At 52.5% G+C, this 18143-nt stretch carries 19 protein-coding genes and 1 tRNA gene; 11 read left to right on the forward strand and 9 right to left on the reverse strand.

Going from position 1 to position 18143, the window contains the following annotated elements; all coding sequences use genetic code 11:
- Positions 1 to 42 precede the first annotated feature (42 nt).
- Positions 43 to 126: transfer RNA gene (locus CWO84_RS03765), tRNA-Leu, on the reverse strand.
- Between the two features lie 69 nt (positions 127 to 195).
- Between CWO84_RS03765 and CWO84_RS03770 the strand changes: the two genes are divergently transcribed.
- Positions 196 to 654: a DUF192 domain-containing protein gene (locus CWO84_RS03770; protein WP_101051809.1), complete on the forward strand. Its 459-nt coding sequence runs from the start codon at positions 196 to 198 to the stop codon at positions 652 to 654.
- A gap of 2 nt (positions 655 to 656) precedes the next feature.
- Here CWO84_RS03770 and topA read toward each other — a convergent pair whose 3' ends face one another.
- From topA to CWO84_RS03790, 4 genes are all read right to left on the reverse strand, one after another.
- Complete coding sequence (gene topA / locus CWO84_RS03775; protein WP_033158878.1) at positions 657 to 2978, reverse strand: type I DNA topoisomerase; 2322 nt, start codon at positions 2976 to 2978, stop codon at positions 657 to 659.
- Positions 2979 to 2994: 16 nt separating this feature from the next.
- The gene (locus CWO84_RS03780; RefSeq protein ID WP_020482932.1) at positions 2995 to 3462 is read right to left on the reverse strand and encodes a DUF494 domain-containing protein; all 468 of its coding nucleotides are present in this window, start codon (positions 3460 to 3462) and stop codon (positions 2995 to 2997) included.
- 8 nt (positions 3463 to 3470) lie between these two features.
- Complete coding sequence (dprA, locus tag CWO84_RS03785; protein ID WP_225893038.1) at positions 3471 to 4568, reverse strand: DNA-processing protein DprA; 1098 nt, start codon at positions 4566 to 4568, stop codon at positions 3471 to 3473.
- 68 nt (positions 4569 to 4636) lie between these two features.
- Positions 4637 to 5668, reverse strand: a complete 1032-nt coding sequence (locus tag CWO84_RS03790; protein WP_033158877.1) for a LysM peptidoglycan-binding domain-containing protein — start codon at positions 5666 to 5668, stop codon at positions 4637 to 4639.
- Between the two features lie 280 nt (positions 5669 to 5948).
- Here CWO84_RS03790 and def point away from each other — a divergent pair, with 280 nt between their 5' ends.
- From def to rpsI, 8 genes are all read left to right on the forward strand, one after another.
- Complete coding sequence (gene def / locus CWO84_RS03795) at positions 5949 to 6452, forward strand: peptide deformylase (RefSeq protein ID WP_033158876.1); 504 nt, start codon at positions 5949 to 5951, stop codon at positions 6450 to 6452.
- Positions 6453 to 6464: 12 nt separating this feature from the next.
- Positions 6465 to 7391, forward strand: a complete 927-nt coding sequence (gene fmt / locus CWO84_RS03800) for a methionyl-tRNA formyltransferase (protein WP_101051810.1) — start codon at positions 6465 to 6467, stop codon at positions 7389 to 7391.
- A complete protein-coding gene (gene rsmB / locus CWO84_RS03805; RefSeq protein ID WP_101051811.1) occupies positions 7388 to 8683 on the forward strand; it encodes a 16S rRNA (cytosine(967)-C(5))-methyltransferase RsmB in 1296 nt (431 codons plus the stop codon). The genes fmt and rsmB overlap by 4 nt, the downstream gene beginning before the upstream one ends.
- The gene (locus CWO84_RS03810) at positions 8658 to 9224 is read left to right on the forward strand and encodes a DUF4390 domain-containing protein (RefSeq protein WP_240617952.1); all 567 of its coding nucleotides are present in this window, start codon (positions 8658 to 8660) and stop codon (positions 9222 to 9224) included. Before rsmB ends, CWO84_RS03810 begins: the two co-directional genes overlap by 26 nt.
- Positions 9206 to 11362, forward strand: a complete 2157-nt coding sequence (locus CWO84_RS03815; RefSeq protein ID WP_033158872.1) for an ATP-binding protein — start codon at positions 9206 to 9208, stop codon at positions 11360 to 11362. Before CWO84_RS03810 ends, CWO84_RS03815 begins: the two co-directional genes overlap by 19 nt.
- The gene (locus tag CWO84_RS03820; RefSeq protein WP_033158871.1) at positions 11359 to 12720 is read left to right on the forward strand and encodes a sigma-54 dependent transcriptional regulator; all 1362 of its coding nucleotides are present in this window, start codon (positions 11359 to 11361) and stop codon (positions 12718 to 12720) included. Before CWO84_RS03815 ends, CWO84_RS03820 begins: the two co-directional genes overlap by 4 nt.
- Positions 12721 to 12793: 73 nt before the next feature.
- Positions 12794 to 13222 (forward strand): 50S ribosomal protein L13, encoded by a 429-nt coding sequence (gene rplM, locus CWO84_RS03825; protein ID WP_020482941.1) that lies wholly within the window; start codon positions 12794 to 12796, stop codon positions 13220 to 13222.
- Between the two features lie 15 nt (positions 13223 to 13237).
- On the forward strand, positions 13238 to 13627 hold the full coding sequence (gene rpsI, locus CWO84_RS03830) for a 30S ribosomal protein S9 (protein WP_033158870.1): 390 nt from the start codon (positions 13238 to 13240) through the stop codon (positions 13625 to 13627).
- Between the two features lie 70 nt (positions 13628 to 13697).
- Here the strand turns inward: rpsI and CWO84_RS03835 are convergent, their stop codons facing one another.
- Entirely contained in the window at positions 13698 to 14210 is a 513-nt protein-coding gene (locus CWO84_RS03835; RefSeq protein ID WP_033158869.1) for a DUF2380 domain-containing protein, read from the reverse strand.
- Positions 14207 to 14338 carry a hypothetical protein gene (locus CWO84_RS25125; RefSeq protein WP_256438966.1) on the reverse strand — a complete coding sequence of 44 codons (132 nt, stop codon included), beginning with the start codon at positions 14336 to 14338 and terminating at the stop codon, positions 14207 to 14209. Before CWO84_RS25125 ends, CWO84_RS03835 begins: the two co-directional genes overlap by 4 nt.
- Before the next feature lie 193 nt (positions 14339 to 14531).
- On the opposite strand from CWO84_RS25125, the gene CWO84_RS03840 reads away from it, so the two are divergent.
- A complete protein-coding gene (locus CWO84_RS03840; protein WP_033158868.1) occupies positions 14532 to 15884 on the forward strand; it encodes a sensor histidine kinase in 1353 nt (450 codons plus the stop codon).
- Complete coding sequence (locus CWO84_RS03845) at positions 15881 to 16564, forward strand: response regulator transcription factor (RefSeq protein ID WP_033158867.1); 684 nt, start codon at positions 15881 to 15883, stop codon at positions 16562 to 16564. The genes CWO84_RS03840 and CWO84_RS03845 overlap by 4 nt, the downstream gene beginning before the upstream one ends.
- Before the next feature lie 87 nt (positions 16565 to 16651).
- On the opposite strand, the gene CWO84_RS03850 is transcribed toward CWO84_RS03845, so the two are convergent.
- Complete coding sequence (locus tag CWO84_RS03850; RefSeq protein WP_225893035.1) at positions 16652 to 17068, reverse strand: hypothetical protein; 417 nt, start codon at positions 17066 to 17068, stop codon at positions 16652 to 16654.
- 272 nt (positions 17069 to 17340) lie between these two features.
- On the reverse strand, positions 17341 to 18141 hold the full coding sequence (locus CWO84_RS03855; RefSeq protein ID WP_240348225.1) for a 4'-phosphopantetheinyl transferase superfamily protein: 801 nt from the start codon (positions 18139 to 18141) through the stop codon (positions 17341 to 17343).
- Positions 18142 to 18143: the final 2 nt, after the last annotated feature.

The raw sequence follows: 18143 nt of genomic DNA on the forward strand, positions 1-18143 counted from the left end.
CTGGGGAACTTAAGGTCGTATCGTTACGAATAACGCAGGATATGGTGCGAGCGGGGAGACTCGAACTCCCACGGGGTTACCACTGGAACCTAAATCCAGCGCGTCTACCAATTTCGCCACGCTCGCTAAATAATTGAACGCGGCATTATAATCAGCCGCATCTTTAAAGACAACCTTATATTATTGACATCGCGCATGCACTCTTATCTTTCCAGCACCATTTTCGGCATCGCTTTTATTATGACACTCAGTAGCGCACAGGCTTCAGCAAACGGGTTTACCGAGTTCAACCACCCCATCACATTTGTAGATCAACAACGTATCGTCTACGCGGCTATCGCCGCTAACGAAAGCGAACGCGAGCACGGACTGATGTTTCGGCAGACACTTGCCGAGGACCAGGGCATGCTGTTTGTCTATCCGGATCAGACCCATCGCGCGGTATGGATGAAAAATACCCTACTGGCTTTGGATGTGGTGTTTTTAGCGGGAGGCGGCCAAATTGTAGGGCTGTTAAAAGATTTACAGCCCTGTGCCAAAGACCCGTGCCGAATTTATGATTCAAAAGTCCCGGCCAGATACATACTGGAACTACCAGCCGGCTTTATCGACAAACACGCAATTAAGGTCGGGCAAACAGTCGCACTACCCTAGGCTCAAGCCGGTCCGTTTGCGTCGTCCGGATCACCCTCGTACGGTGTTGCGTATTTGCACTCTTTCTGCGGACAGACTTTTTCGGTGCCACGGCGCTTGGTGGTTTTCAAGGTCAAAATCGGCCAATTACAATCTGGGCAACTTTCCTTGATCGGCGCGTCCCACAAGGCATAATCGCATTTTGGATATTCCGAGCAAGAATAAAAAATCTTCCCGCTGCGCGCCTTGCGTTTTAGGATCGCCCCATTCTTGCACTGCGGACATTCAACCCCGGTATCTGAAGGCTTTTCCAAGGGCTCGATGTGTTTGCATTTAGGATACCCACTACAACCGACAAACTTGCCATACTTGCCAGTCTTTATAACCAGCGTCGACTCGCATTTCGGACACACCCGTCCTTCCACCACTTCCGGTTCCGCAGACGTAGCGCCGGCATTGTCATCCCCCAAATTTCGTGTATACGAACACGTCGGATAATTGGTACATCCAATAAAACGGCCATTCCGCCCCAAACGAATCGACAGCGAACTGCTGCACTCCGGACATTTTTCGTCGATACTTTCCTGAGTCACATCCTTGCGCTGCACACTCTCTTCTTTCTCGGTGATCAACTGCGTGAACGGCCGCCAGAAGTCGTTCATCAACGGAATCCAATCCTTCTCGCCACGTGACACGGCATCCAGATCGTCTTCGAGATTAGCGGTAAAACTGTAATCGACGTATTTCGTGAAATGCTCGGTCAAGAACTTATTCACGATACGCCCCACGTCGGTCGGATAAAACCGCTTGTTGTCGATCGTCACATATTCGCGGTTTTGCAAGGTCGAGATTATCGTCGCATAAGTGGACGGCCGGCCGATGCCATGTTCTTCCAAGGCTTTTACCAGACTCGCCTCGCTGTAACGCGGAGGTGGCTCGGTGAAGTGCTGGGTAGCTGCAATTTCATTCAATACAACAGGCCGCCCTTCTTCCATCGGCGGCAACAGGCTATCCTGATCGTCGGCTGCCTCCTTGCTGTCGTCCACGCCTTCCAGATACACCTTCATGAAGCCGGGATTGGTTACCGTAGAGCCGGTGGCACGAAATACGTTTTTATCGCTGCCGCAATTCAGATCGACCGCCACTTGATTCAAGGTGGCGTGGATCATCTGGCAGGCGACGGTACGCTTCCAGATCAGATCGTAGAGCTTGAATTGCTCCGCGCTGAGCCGGTCTTTCACCTGTTCGGGCAAACGCTGCACGGACGTCGGCCGAATAGCCTCGTGAGCTTCCTGAGCGTTTTTAGATTTGGTTTTGAAACGGCGCGGCTCTTTCGGCACATCATCGGCGCCATATTTTTCCGCGATCAGCGCCCGAATATCGGCAAGCGCCTCTTCGGCCAAATTAACCGAGTCGGTACGCATATAGGAAATCAAACCGACGGTTTCACCGCCCAAATCGATACCCTCGTAAAGCTGTTGCGCCACCATCATGGTCCGCTTGGTGGTAAAACCCAGCTTGCGAGCTGCTTCCTGCTGTAAGGTCGAAGTGATAAACGGCGGCGCCGGATTTTTACTGCGTTGCTTTTTTTCCAGCTTGGCGACGATCAGCTGACCATCGGCGGCTTCCAATAAGTTTTGCCTGACTTCAGTCGCTTGCGCTTCGTTGGTAAAACTGAATTGATTCAGTTTTTCGCCGTTGAAATGCGTTAATTTGGCTTTAAACGGCAACCCTTGTGCGCTGGCTTCGGCGGTATGCGACCAGTATTCACGAGTCTTGAACGCCTCGATTTCCATTTCGCGTTCGACGATCATCCGCAACGCCGGGCTTTGCACGCGACCAGCGGATAATCCGCGGCGGATTTTTTTCCACAGCAACGGCGATAAATTAAAACCGACTAAATAGTCTAAAGCTCGCCGCGCCTGTTGCGCATTGACCAGATTATTGGATAGCTCGGTGGGGTGAGCGATAGCCTCGGTGACGGCCTTTTTGGTGATTTCATGAAACACCACCCGCCGCACTTCCTTGTCTTTTAGCAGTTTTTTTTCCTTGAGATGCTCGAACACATGCCAGGAAATCGCCTCGCCTTCGCGATCAGGGTCAGTCGCCAGATAAAGTGTATCGGCATTTTTTATCGCTTTGCCTATCTCTTGCAGATGGCGTTGGTTGCGATCAATCACCTGGTATTTCATCGCAAAACCGTTTTCCGGATCGACCGCGCCCTCTTTGGGAATCAAGTCGCGGACGTGACCGTAAGAGGCCAATACCTGGAAGTCCTTACCCAGGTATTTTTCGATGGTTTTGCATTTTGCCGGCGACTCTACAATGACTAAACTTTTGCTCATGCTATCCGTAGAAAAATCAATGTAAAGAAGTGGGTATCAAGTCGTAAACTATGTCTTCCATTCGGGAAAAAGCGGCACTATCGCCGGGTTGACTTAATAACACCATCAATACAATCCATTTCAATTTATCCAGCGTAATATTTTCGTCTTTCAAGGCCATTGCCCGATCAATCGCTATCTCGCGATTAATCGGTGTCAAGATGCCGCTGTGCTCAAGATACATCAAGAAATTCCGGCATTCCATGTCGAACACGGAGATTTCCTGACCGCTAAAAATGCGGAACGAAGAGGAAACCGCCGGTGTGATGCTCTCAATTTCAGCTAAAGATTCCAGCCAATCGAACGCCTTGTTGACATCAGGCTGCTGAAAACCCGCATCCAGCAACTCGCTGGCAATCACGGCAGTATCCGGATAGTTATCGCTGTCGCCATCCAGATAATTCTCAAACAGATAAATGAGCACATCGAAAATATCTTCTTTCATTAGAACCTTTATTTGACTCTGAGGTAGCCACCACCGGCAAGTGCGGCAATGTAGCCTTGTAACTCCAGCACCAACAGCGTCGAGGAAACTTCTTCCGCCGACCAAGCGCTTTCTTGGACCAGAGCATCGACCGTTGTGGGACTGTACGGAATCAATTTCAATAGATTTTGCTGCTCCAGGTCAAGCGAAGTCTGCGCTAATTCCGACTCGGATCGCATATACCTTTGATTATAATGACCTAATTCCTCAAAAATATCTTGCGCGGTTTCAACTAATTTGGCGCCCTGGCGAATTAACGCATTACAACCGCGCGCCAAAGGGTTGTGGATCGAACCGGGAATCGCAAAAACCTCACGATTCTGCTCAAGCGCCAAGCGCGCGGTGATCAACGAACCGCTTTGCTGGGCGGCCTCGACCACCAACAATCCGACACACAAACCGCTGATGATGCGGTTTCGCCTGGGAAAGTGATTGGCTTTGGCACCAGTACCGGGTGGAAACTCGGAGACCAGCGCACCATGCTCAACTATTTGGGTAGCCAATTGCTTATGGCAAGCCGGATAAACGCGATCCAAACCGGTGCCGGCCACGGCTATGGTTTGCCCGTTTACGTTTAAAGCACCTTGGTGACTCGCGGCATCAATGCCCAAGGCCAAGCCACTGGTTACGACAAACCCAGCTGCAGCCAATGTCTCTGCAAATTGAATTGCCGTGCTGACGCCGACGGGAGAAGGGTTACGGCTACCAACTATTGCCAACTGCGGCTCTAGCAACAATGCAGGATTGCCTTTAACAAATAAAACCGGGGGAGGATTTGCAATTTCTCTCAGTTGCGCCGGATAGTCGGCATCGTCCAAGGTCAACGCATAATTTCCGGCTTGCTCCAGCCAACCAATATCGTCTTCGACCTTTTGCCAATCCGGTTTTTGCAGCGCATTGATGAGCTTTTCGCTGAAACCCAAGCCAGTTAAAGTGGTTCGCGACGCCGAGAATATCTGTTCTGGCTCAAAATGTGCCAGCAAGCGCTGAATGGCCTGACTGCCGACGCCGGGACTACGCAGCATCGCCAGCCAGTACTTGATTTGCGGATTGAGCGCGGCTTCCAAAACAGGTTAAAGAACAAACCGGAGCGGCTTAAACCAACCCGATTGAATATCGTTAGCTCGGGCATCCATTAGGGTGTCTGCACTCTATCCAGCGTGTGCATCGCAGCGGTTGCCTGCATCACTAAAGCATAGCTAACCCGTTCGAACGGCCGAAATACCATCAACACGCCAGCCAGTTCATCCGGCATTTTCACCGCCACAGCTTCCTGGGATTGATACCTATCCACGACGACATGCCCTTTGCGATACACATCCAAGGTATGCCCCACTTCCAAACCGTCGGCAGTACCTTTATCGATAACCACTACATCGCGCTGACCGATCTGCGACACACCACCCTTCACCTGAATGATGCTGCCCACCACCTGATGTTTAGGCGGTCTTGGAAAATAATTTAAGGCTAACTCACCCTCAGAAGTAGGCATCAAGCGGTCGCCGCGTTGAATTTCCATATCGGATTTATTAATCAGCAAGGTGGCCGGATCACCCGGTTCCTGTAGCGTGGTATCAGCGATATATTGCGCTTCGTAGCCCAAAATTTCCTTGGTAACCGGACTGACATAGGCCTTGCCTGCCCGGTAAATGGTATACCCCAAGCCTGGCGGGTTTTCGATGGCCCGAACGTAAACACCGTCTCCTGCCCCGGCGATCAAATGTTCACCGACAAAGCCGATGACATAAGGCGCCTGCTGCAACTCCTCCGCTGTGACGACTTTCGGCGAATTCAAGAATTGCACGATGGCATCGCTGGGAATCATTTTAATGGCTTGATCAATATCTGACTCGCGCACGCGCGGCAACAGTTTTTCGTCATTACCATCCGGTGAGAAGCTCAAGCGCGGCACACCGTTCACGTAGGAAAAATATAAGGTGTCGCCCGGGTAGATCCAATGCGGATCCTTGATTTGCGGATTGTTATGCCATAGCTGCGGCCATTCCCAGGGGTGCTGTAAAAACTTCCCGGAAATGTCCCACAAGGTATCACCTTTAACAACCGTGTACTGATCGGGATGATTGGGGTTTATTTTCAGCTCGTCGGCCCAAGCCACTGCGGCAAAAACCAGTGGTATCAATATTCCCAGTATCGCGCGAAAAAACATAATTTATCCTGCCAGAGCTTATAAAACCGTTCAAAATCCGCCGGACGAAGCGTCCAAAGGCAAAATCGGCAAGCGCCGCTGCTTTGCATGCCGCCCAGTCCAATTTGAAACAAATGCGTAGAAAATCAACCATCGATTTGCCGCACAGTTTAGATTAATTCGGGCATTATGCCAGCACGAGCCGTTCCAGACTAAACACGGCCCTATTTAGTCTTCACATTCAAACCCAAGGCAATTTCGGATAAAATCCCGCTATTACAGTTCGCAAGTGGAGTGATGGGTGAGTATTCTTAAAATTCTGGAGTTTCCCGATAAACGGTTGCGCAACGTCGCGGCCGAGGTAGACACAGTCGATGACAGCATCAAAACCTTGGTCGATAACATGATCGAAACCATGTACGCCGCCAAGGGCGTGGGCTTGGCGGCTACCCAGGTAAATGTGCATAAGCGCGTGATCGTGATGGATGTCAGCGAGAACAAGGACGAACCGATCTGCCTGATCAATCCGCAAATCATAGAGCGCGACGGCGTCGAAGAGTCCGAAGAAGGCTGCCTGTCCGTACCGGGCTTTTTCGAAAAAGTCAGCCGCGCCGAACATATCAAAGTCAAGGCGTTAAACCGCGACGGCGAAAGCTTTGAACTGGAAGCGCGCGACTTGTTGGCTGTCTGCATTCAGCATGAAATGGATCATCTGGAAGGCAAGTTATTCGTTGATTATCTCTCGGCTTTCAAGCGCAACCGTATCAAAGCTAAGTTGGATAAAATTCACAAGTCGCAAGGCTAATCAGGACATTTCATGAAAATCGTGTTCGCCGGTACGCCGGATTTTGCGGTTCCTACCCTACAAGCCTTGCTGGATTCGCCGCATCAAGTCTGCGCGGTTTATACTCAGCCCGACCGCCCCGCCGGACGCGGCCGCAAGCTGACCGCCAGCCCGGTCAAAGCCCTGGCCGTAGCCGCCAACATTCCGGTGTATCAGCCGGAAAACTTCAAAAGCCCAGAATCTATCGCCCAATTAGCGGCACTGGATGCCGATTTAATGGTCGTCGTCGCTTACGGCTTGATTCTGCCGCAAGCGGTTTTGGACATACCTCAACAAGGCTGTATCAATGTGCACGGTTCGCTGCTGCCGCGCTGGCGCGGCGCGGCACCGATTCACCGAGCCGTCATGGCGGGCGACGCTAAAACCGGCATCACCATCATGAAAGTCGTAAAAAAACTCGATGCCGGCGACATGCTATACAAAGCCGAATGCCCGATCAGCGCCGACGCCACATCCAGCAGCCTGCACGATCAATTGGCGCAAATGGGCGCCGAAGGGCTGGTTAAAGTGGTCGACCAGATAGCCAATGACTCGTTGCAAGCCGAACCGCAAGACGAAGCGCTGGTTACTTACGCCCACAAATTGGAAAAACAGGAATCCAACTTGGATTGGCAAAACTCTGCTGTAGAACTGGATCGTAAAGTCCGCGGCCTGAATGCCTGGCCGGTGGCGCAAACCCTGTATCAAGGCCAAGTATTGCGGGTCTGGCGCAGCCAGGTGCTTGATCGACCCGCAGAACAAGCACCCGGCACCATCAGTTGCGCGGAACATGCACTGGATGTCGCCACCGGCGACGGTGTGCTGCGCCTGCTGGAAGTGCAACTCCCCGGTGGCAAACGCATATCCGGCAAAGACTTTATGAATGCCCACCCCTCTGACCGCGTTATGCTTGGCCTATGAATCTGCGCGGCTGCTCGGCACAGATACTCGCCCACGTTCTCAACGACGGCCAATCACTGACCGCCGCGCTGGAACACGGCCTGCCCAAAATCAAGGATGTCAAAGACCGAGCTTTCGTCCAAGCCTTGTGCTACGGCGTCATCCGCCATTACTACGCACTAGATTTTATGCTGGGCCGCTTGCTCAGCAAGCCGCTCAAACAAAAAGACGGCGACATTAAAGCATTGCTGCTAATCGGCCTGTATCAACTGCAACACATGCGGGTTAAATCGCACGCCGCCGTGTCGGAAACGGTCGCCGCCACCAGCCATAAACCTTGGGCCAAGTCTTTGGTTAACGCAATACTCCGACAATATTTACGCGAGGCCGAAACCTTGCAGCAAGCCTGCGCCGCGGACACCCAAGCCCACTACAACCATCCGAACTGGATAGTGGATGTGCTGAAGCACGACTGGCCGGAACATTACGAAAAAATCCTCCACGCCAACGACCAGGCACCGCCGATGGCTTTGCGTGTCAACCTGTTGCAAGGCAACCGAGCCGCTTATCTGGACGAACTTGCCGCGCAAGGCATCGCCGCCCAACCGGTAGACTGCTGCGAGACGGCGATAAGACTAGACCAAGCCTTGGCCGTCGAGCAATTGCCCGCCTTTAGTCAAGGCCGAGTTTCAGTACAGGATTCTGCCGCCCAACTGGCCGCAGAACTGCTTGATGCGCAACCCGGCCAACAGGTGCTGGATCTATGCGCCGCGCCGGGCGGCAAGACGGCGGCGATTCTGGAGCACCAACCCGCTTTGGGCGGCCTGTTGGCGGTCGATGTCGATCAACAACGCCTGCAGCGCGTGACCGATAATTTACAGCGCTTAAACTTACAAGCCGAAACCTTAGCCGCCGATGCCAGTCAATCCGGATCATGGGCTGGCGACCGCCAATTCGACCGGATACTGCTGGACGCGCCCTGCTCCGGCTTCGGCGTGATCCGCCGGCATCCGGACATCAAATTACTGCGCCGCGCCGACGATATTGCCGCCCTGCAAGCGCTGCAAACCAAGATTCTTGATAACGCCTGGCAATTACTGAAGCCCGGCGGCATCTTGCTGTATGCCACCTGTTCGGTCCTAAAACAGGAAAACGAAGAGCAAATCGCCGCTTTCCTGGCTCGGCATAGCAATGCCAGCGAAATTCATATCGAGGCGCACTGGGGCATGTCCCGTCCGCACGGCCGGCAAATCATCACCGGTGACCGGCAAATGGACGGCTTTTATTATGCCAAGCTTTACAAAGCCCCTTAGTTACGCGGCATTGATGCTCTGCCTGCACATTGCGCCAGGCATGGCTGAAGCCGGAGAATATGCCGCGCGCATCGAATATGCCGATTTGGATCGTGTCGATGACGGTTATGACGTGCAGGCTCATATCGATTACCAGCTCAGTCCGACTGCCAAAGAAGCGCTGCACAAAGGTGTGCGGTTAACCTGGGACGTCGCGATAGAACTGCGCCAACCCGGGGTGCTGTGGGATACGATAATCCATAAACACAAACTGACTTACAGCCTGCAATTCCATGCCTTGCTGAATCAATATGTGGTGCAAACCCCGTTCGACCGCAGCGAAATGTTTTTAACCTTGAGCGCGGCCATGAATTTCATGGCGGCCGTGCATGACAGCATGCCAATTCCCGCCGAACAAGTGACAGCCGGCACGCCTTACCTGCTGGCGGTAAAAACTCAATTCAACCGCGAGCAGTTGCCAATACCGCTGCGTCCGGTCGCCTATCTGGACAACCAGTGGTTTCTTTCTAGCGCCTGGCACACATGGCCCATTCAAAAATAAAATTACCGGCCAGCGCCACGATTATCCTGCTGTTCGGCTTCGTATTGCTGTCGCTGCAATTGATGAGCAGCGCCACCCAAGAATCATCGGAACTCGGCGAAATGTATTCCTGGCTGTTGGTCATCAACACGCTGGGATCGGTGATTTTGCTGGGCTTGGTGGCGTTCAACACCTATTCGCTGGTGCGGGAATTAAAGAAAAAGGAGGCCGGCTCTCGGCTGACCACGCGCATGGTGTCCTTGTTCGTGTTGCTGGCTTTGGCGCCGGCGGCCATCGTGTTTTATTTCTCAGTGCAATTTCTGCATCAAGGCATAGACAGCTGGTTTAACGTGGAAGTAGACCGGGCGATGGACGATGCACTGGAGTTGAGCCAGTCCTCGCTGAATCAACGCATGAACTGGCATATCAAGCAAACCAAGCAAATGGCCGATCAACTCCGCGACAAATCGGAGGCCCTGATCGCGATGGAAGTGGGCTCGCTGTGGGCGGATTCCGGGGCATTGGAGATTGCGGTATTTTCCAACCAAGGCCGGGTATTGGCCTCCAGCAGCGTCAACCCCAGCGATATTTTGCCGCACCTTCCCGATGAACAAATCTGGCTACAGCTGCGGCAGAATAAGGAATATTTTGCTTTCGATCCCGGCGATAATGATGAAATGCTGGTACGTATCATCGTGGCTATCGAAGCGGATCAAAGCCGATTTTTGCAAGCCTTGTTTCCGATTCCGGTGCGGGTAACCGACTTGGCCGACTCGATTGAATTTGCCTTCATCCGTTACCAGGAAATGAATTTCCTGCGCGACTCACTGAAAACCAGCTTCTCGCTAATCCTGCTGCTGGTGTTGCTGCTCAGCCTGTTGGCTGCGATTTGGGTGGCTTTTATCAGCATCCGCAACATCGTCGCGCCGGTTAAAGAGCTGGTAAAAGGCACGCAAGCGGTCGCCGACGGCGATTATCAGCAACAACTACCGGTGATGAATCAGGATGATCTGGGCTTTTTGGTGGAATCCTTCAATCAAATGACCCGGCGCATCGCCCGCTCCCGCGACGAAACCCGTGTTGCCGGTCTGGAAGTGGAAAACCAACGCGCGTATCTGGAAACCATCCTGGCCAATCTCACGGCCGGGGTCATCAGTTTTGACGCCGCCTTTTACATCCGTACCGCCAACCAGGCCGCCTACCGGATTTTACATATCCCGGTCAGTCATTTCGTCGGCGAGACTTTACCGACTTTGGCGACCCTGCACAGCGAACTGGCCGATGTACTGAATGCGATCCAAAGCCTGCTGGAAAAAGCCGACGATATTTGGGAGCAACGCATCGTGTTTCTCGGCCCCAACGGCCGTCAGGAACTGTTGTGCCGAGGTACGCCACTGTTCTCGCAGCACGGCGCCCGCACCGGCGCGGTGGTAGTGTTCGACGATGTCACCGACCTGATTCAGGCACAGAAAAACGCAGCCTGGGGCGAAGTGGCGCGGCGTCTGGCGCATGAAATCAAAAATCCGTTGACGCCGATCCAACTGTCCGCCGAGCGTTTACAGCACAAGCTCTCCAAGGAATTACAGGACGGTTCCGCCGAATTTCTGCAACGCGGCACCCGCACCATCGTCCAACAGGTGGAAGCCATGAAGCGGATGGTGGACGATTTTTCCGAATACGCCCGCCCGTCCAAGAAACAAGTGGAAAAAATCAATCTGGTTGATCTGATTCAGGAAGTCGTGGCTTTATACCTGCCCTCCGGCATTGTTTTCAGCACCAAGTTTGCAAGCGACCGGGTGCTGGTCGAAGCGGACCCGGTCAGCCTGCGCCAAGTACTGCACAACCTGATCAAAAACGCCCAAGAGGCCACCACGGCGCCCTGCCGCATCGAGATCAAAATCGCCAAAGTCAGCCGGAACAACACCGACTATGTCGAATTGGGCATCTACGACAACGGCAACGGCTTGAACGCGGAACAGCTTGAAACCATTTTCGACCCCTACGTAACCAGCAAGGCCAAAGGTACCGGCCTGGGCCTGGCTATTGTCAAAAAGATCGTGGAAGAACATGGCGGGGTGATTTGGGTGGATACGTCTTATAATGGCGGCGCGGGGTTTTTACTCCAGCTGCCGGTTTTTGAATTTGGGAACTTTAAATGAATAAGCAAGCACCGTATATTTTGGTGGTCGATGACGAGCAGGACATTCGTCAGTTGGTGTCGGAAATTCTTGAGGATGAAGGTTACGATGTCGCCATGGCGGAAAACGCCACGGAAGCTAAAGCCCTGAAAAATCAGCGCCCGCCTAATCTGATCCTGCTCGACATCTGGATGCCGGACAGCGACGGCATCACGCTGCTGCGGGAATGGGTCAGCGAAGATGACGCACTATGTCCGGTGGTTATGATGTCCGGACATGCCTCAGTGGAATCAGCCGTGGAAGCGACTCGGCTTGGCGCCTACGACTTTTTGGAAAAGCCATTATCGCTGGCTAAGTTGCTGCTGATCGTCGAACGCGCACTGGAGACCAGCTCTTTGCAGCGCGAAAACGCCGGCTTGAAACAACAGCTGATGATAGGCGTGGACCCGGTCGGCAAAAGCGCGGTGGTGGAACGTACCAAGGATAAGTTAAAGCGCCTGGCTCAGCACGACGCCAGAGTGTTATTCGTCGGCGAAGCCGGGGTCGGTAAGGAAATGTTCGCCCGCTATTTGCACAACAATAGTTCGCGGCGCGACGGCTCGTTTGTTGATGTGTCGGTCGGCAGTATCTCCCCGGAAAACTCGGCGGTGGAGTTTTTCGGCCGCGAAGACAACGGCCGAGTATATCGCGGCCTGTTGGAACAAGCTCATCGCGGCACGCTATTTCTGGGTGAAATCGGCGGCATGGACCCGGAAACTCAAACTCGCTTGCTCAGTGCGCTGGAATCCAGCTCGTTCCTGCGGGTTGGCGGCAGCCAAGCGGTGCGTGTTGACGTACGAGTCGTCGCTTCCACCCGCATGTCTTTGGAAGAAGAAGTCAACAGCGGCCGCTTCCGTCAGGATCTTTACTATTTGCTGAACGTCGTGACACTGGAGATTCCGCCGCTACGCGAACACAGTGAAGACGTACCCAGCCTGTTGAATTTTTATGTCGATCATTTCGTCACCCAGGAAAAGCTGCCGTTCCGGCGTTTCTCGATGGCCGCGCAAAATTATTTGCGTAATTACAGCTGGCCGGGTAATGTACGCGAACTGCGTAATCTGGTACAGCGGCTGATGATACTCGGTGCCGGCGACGACATTGAGCTTGACGAAGTCAAAACCGCGCTGGGTTCGATCGCCGAACAACCCAAACTAGGCTTGAATGTACCGGAGTTTTTTAATTTGCCGCTGAAGGAAGCCCGCGACCATTTCGAAAAATCCTACCTGGAATATCATTTCGAAAAAACCGGCGGCAGCGTCGCCAAACTGGCATCGGCTATCGGCATGGAGCGCACGCACTTATACCGAAAATTGCACTCCCTGAAAATTAAGCTTTAATTGGACTTGAAGTTAACGCCCCTATTAAGTACAATTCACGGTTTTTATAGCCTCAACAGACTAAAAAGCAAAGATGAAAACATTTAGTGCAAAGCCCGCAGAAGTTAAGCGCGATTGGTACGTGATTGATGCAGAAGGAAAGACATTAGGTCGCCTTGCTACTGAAATTGCACGACGTCTTCGCGGAAAACACAAACCCGAATTCACACCACACGTTGACACCGGCGATTACATCATCGTCATCAACGCCGAAAAAATCGGCGTGACCGGCAACAAAGAAAAAGACAAAATGTATTACCGCCATACCGGTTATGTCGGCAACATGAAGTCAGCTTCTTTGGGCAAGTTAAGACAAACTTTCCCGGACCGGATCATCACCACCGCCGTACAAGGCATGCTGCCCAAAAATCCATTGGGCCGCGCCATGTTCAAAAAATTGAAAGTTTACGCAGGTTCTGAGCATAATCATCAATCTCAGCAACCTAAAGTTTTAGAATTCTAAGCAGGTAGATAGTTTATGGCAGCTCAATACTACGGAACAGGTCGTCGCAAAAGCGCAATCGCTCGCGTCTACGCCACAGTCGGTTCAGGAAAATTCACCATCAACAAACTCCCTGTTGAACAATATTTCGGCCGCAAAACCGACGAAATGATTGCCAGACAACCTTTGGAGTTGTTGGGTAAAACCGGTGATTTCGACATCAACATCGTCGTTACCGGCGGCGGCCCTTCAGGCCAAGCTGGCGCCATTCGCCACGGTCTGACCCGTGCATTGATGGTTTTCGACGAAGCCTTGAGACCACCATTGAGAAAAGCCGGTTACGTAACTCGCGATGCTCGTGAAGTTGAACGTAAAAAAGTCGGCTTGCACAAAGCCAGAAAACGTCCTCAATACTCAAAACGTTAAACGTTTCTTATTGGGAACAAAGAAAAGCCGCTACTCAGCGGCTTTTTTTATACCTATTGCAACCGTAAAACTAATTGACCCTGTGCCCAGCAAGCGTAGCTCTGATCTTTCCAGCCAAGGTATCGATAGCGTGCTGAGTGACTTTCTGATGACTACCCTTCAACTCGATGTCATAACGCGCTACCGCCGCTCGCTTATTAACGTCGATCAAATATACCCACAGATACGAGAACAAAAAGCTCGGTTTGCTATGTTGACCAACCAGCACCCAATCCGCACCCCGCTGCTGCCCCAAGTCTGCTGCCAAATCGTGAAAGCGAAACAAGTAGCCAAAGCCGCTGTTGGCGGTTTTCTGACTTTCCGCATCGACAGCTACGATTTGATAAGCACCCGACCGGCTTAAGGCTGCCATCAACAAAGGCGCCATACTGGAAGTGCGGCTAATTTCCGTCGACGTGTTCGGCAGCGACGTTATGTCGTTCAATTCAAAATCCAAAACCGCTATCCGCGGCGCGGCGTTGACCTCTGCGGCTGACATACCCACAACCAACGACACGCATTTAATCAAGCTGACAATATTCATAATACCTCCGAACCCAGATAACGACTCACCGGAAACCATCGCTCCAAACCCCCAATACCGGCCATCGCAGACCATACCGCTTCGCGCGGTATAGCCATAATATTTCTGACAGTCACTGTTTTAAGCATGTTGAGCCTCCCAATTAAGCCGATTTAGAGGATCTCAGCTTAAGTAAGCAACTGCCGCCCGTAAGCCGACATTCACCCGGCAAACTCGGGCAAATTGCCCGCATCTCGCTATCAAGCTATTCAGCACCCACTCAACTACCTAAAATGCCTTTTCAGCAACATCCACCGACTATCAGCGCGCCACGAATCGATCATGAATCTAAAACTGTATTTGTTAACCCGCATTGCGGGGGTAGCCTTACTGTGTTTACTCGCGACGCTGACTTATGTGCTGCATCGCAGCGCTCAACAATCGGCAGCGCAAGCACAAAACACCTTAGCCGCGCTGGGCAAACAACTGGAGTTACAGTTATTCAAAGCCAGCGCGGGCGAAAACCCGGCCAACCCCTTCCCGGATTTTGACTTATGGAAACAGACCGCTAGCGAACCGGGCATTTGTGCCAGCTATCTGGCTAATGACGGCGAAACGATGCGGAACTACTGCAAAGGCATCGACTTGTCCACCCATCACTATCCTGAGTATTTTTCCGAACTATATCGACGAATTTTTGGACCGAACTTCGACTGGCAGCGGCCGATAACTTACAACGGCCAGGCTTACGGCGTATTAACTGTTTCGGTTAGCGCAGAGTTGTCAATAACCCGCGCTTGGGACGACGTCCGAGATTTACTGGCGTTGTCGGCGGTAACGATCACAGCGGTTTGCTTGCTGGTTTACTTGGCCATCAGCCGGGCCTTACTTCCCGCTCAGACTATTGTGGCGGGATTAAACCGGCTCAGTACAGGCGATTTGGCGTTCCGACTACCCGCGTTCGACTTAGTGGAATGGCGGCACACCGCCACGGCAATCAACCAACTCGCCGACAATCAGCAACAACTCTTAGCGGAACGGCAAAAACTGGCTGTGATGTTGATGAACTTGCAGGAAGAGGAACGCCACTGCCTGGCACGCGAACTTCACGACGAATTAGGCCAATGCTTGACTGCAATCCACGCCGTCACGACGGTCATCGCTCAAACGGCGCAGCAAAATTGTCCTGAGCTAGTCACAGAGGCCGAGCAAATATCCCGCTTTACCCAAGCCATGCAACAAAGTGTGCGGAACTTATTGACTCGCTTACGCCCGGCGGAGCTGGAAGAATTAGGCTTGGACGCCAGCCTGTGCACCCTGGTGGCAAGCTGGAACCGTCTGGGCAAGACGCACTTTAGCCTGCGCATCATCGGCGATTGCAGAACGTTGACGGAATCGCTGGCAATCAGTCTGTTTCGCATCACCCAAGAGGCCGTCAGCAATATCGCCAAACATGCCTCTGCCAGCCGAGCCGATATTACACTAACAATCAACGGCACCGAGACATCGATCACCATACAAGACAACGGCAACGCCAGCACTTTGCCGTTTGTGCCAGGCGACGGCATAGGCTTGCTGGGCATGCGCGAACGCATCCTTGCCTTAAACGGCAAATTCAATTTAAGCATAGCCAAGCCGCATGGTCTGATAATCGAAGCCCGCTTGCCAACAGCGCAGTCGGAGAGCGCCCAATGACTGAGCAAACCACTATCAGTATTTTGCTGGTAGACGATCACGCAATAGTCCGGGAGGGCTACCGCTCGCTGCTCAGCAAACAAACAGACTTAAAGGTCATTGCCGAAGCCGCGAACGGCGTAGACGCCTATTGCCTATACAAGGAATGCCAACCCGACGTGGTCGTAACCGATTTAACCATGCCCGGCTCAAGCGGCCTGGAATTGATAGGCCGCCTCAAACAACGCGACCACAAAGCCAGGATACTGGTTTTCAGTATGCATCAAAACCCCAGCTTTGCCCGCCAAGCCTGCCGTGCCGGCGCTTTGGGTTATGTCACCAAAAGCAGCACACCGGATTTGCTGTTGCAGGCGATCCGGCACGTCTATCTTGGCAAACACATTCTCAGCACCGACATCGCCCAAGCGTTGGCGTTGGAAAAACTCGGCAATGATTCGATAGCACTGAATAGTTTAACCGCCAGAGAATTCGAAATTCTGCGCCTACTGGTCGAAGCCAACACGCAAGACGAGATTGCCAATACGCTTAACATCAGCCGGAAAACCGTCGGCAACTGCCATTACCTGATCAAAAACAAACTGGGAGTGAACAGCGACATCGAGTTGACGCGGTTAGCGATCAAACTGAATGTGGTTAGCTTACTGGACTTGACCGATCCAGCTCAAGCAGGCCACTATTAACCCGGCGCTATTTATCACGGGTATTCCGTTCGCGCTGAGCTCGCCGAAGCCCAGACGGGCGCGCCCTTCGATAAACTCAGTTATCGATTAATTGATCGCATAGTGTTCACGCACCACCAGCGCCTCCGCCAATGCCAAATGCCCGGCTGCATTAAACAATATGCGCTGCTCGGTGAAAAATTCTGCAGCGGCATCAATGGTGTCCATTATCACCGCGACCACAAAACGCTCAGCGTGAGTGGATGCCACCATTTTTTCCGGTACGGCACATTCTATCCGCAAAGTCTGCGAGGTTTTATCGAACGAATGCAAACGCAAACCCTCGAAATCAGCCCTCTCCTGGCGGCTGGGTAATAGAAATATCAAGTCCAGGATCGGCGTCCGTTTTTGTATCGGCTCATCACGAAATCTTGCCAAATCAACGGCAATTTTCGTAATAGCTTTGGCGATGACACTCTCGTCAAGCGCACGGTCCGGCATCATGGATGCAATGTGTATAGTCATATCAACCTCACTAAATAGTCCGTTTTTTAGTCTACTCAGCAAATCCCGTTCCAAGTTACTAATTGACAGCAACAAAGCCGGCAAACCGCTTTTAGTGAGCAATCCGGCGCCCTGTGTGGCTCAACAAAGGCAATTATTCAGAGGGGCGCGTTAATAACAGGAAGAGATATTTGTTACAAAACCCACATAGCCGGCAAATGCAACCACATAGACGGGACAAACCACAAAGGGTTTTCGATCGCTGCAAGCCGATTGCGAGGCTTCAGTAAGCCTCAATCGGCTTGCAGCAACAACCGCCGCAAAGCATAGCACCGGGCCGGCGTAACCAATGCCGCGCAGTTGTTGCCGACTCGGTTCTGCAATACTCCAGAGCCGTCATCACCGCCAAATCCGGACTCTAATTCAGGAGCCAAACTCAAGCCACCGCCGGAACACGAAACGCTAAGGGCCGAATTAACAGCAGCAACACTCAATTCGTGAACCAGCCACGCACTGGCCGAACCATACTCGTCGGGAATAGTTCGCAACTGCCCACCCGCCTCCACTGCAAACTCGCATTGCTCCAAGCCCAAAGCAATTCCGCGACCGACTGCTTTGACAAAGGCCTCTTTCTTGGTCCATAACCGATAAAATGCGTCCGCCTGCCACTCCACCGGCAGTTCGCACCAATCTTGATACTCCCGCACGGAAAAGCAACGCTGCGCCAAATTTTCAAAATTGCGCCGCAGCTTAACCGTCTCCACATCAATTCCAATGTCAGCAAAATTAGCGATGGCTATTAACAATAAATCAGCAGTATGCGAGATATTGAATTGTAAAGGCTCATCAATCAAACCCGGCTTGCCGTAGGGGCCGGACACGAATTTTAACGTCGCCGGATCGGCCGCCAAATAGCCGGCCAGCGTTTCTCTCAACATGCCGCGCGTGGCAACGTAGCGATCACGTAAGGTTGGAAGCTTGATCGCTTGCGCCTTCAACATTTCGTCGTCCGATAATCGCGACGCCAATCGCGCTAATGTGTCGGCAGATACGCTCAATCTGCCTTGCCAAACATCCACGAAATACGCACTCACCG

It is taken from the genome of Methylomonas sp. Kb3, assembly GCF_002834115.1.
Classification (GTDB): domain Bacteria; phylum Pseudomonadota; class Gammaproteobacteria; order Methylococcales; family Methylomonadaceae; genus Methylomonas; species Methylomonas defluvii.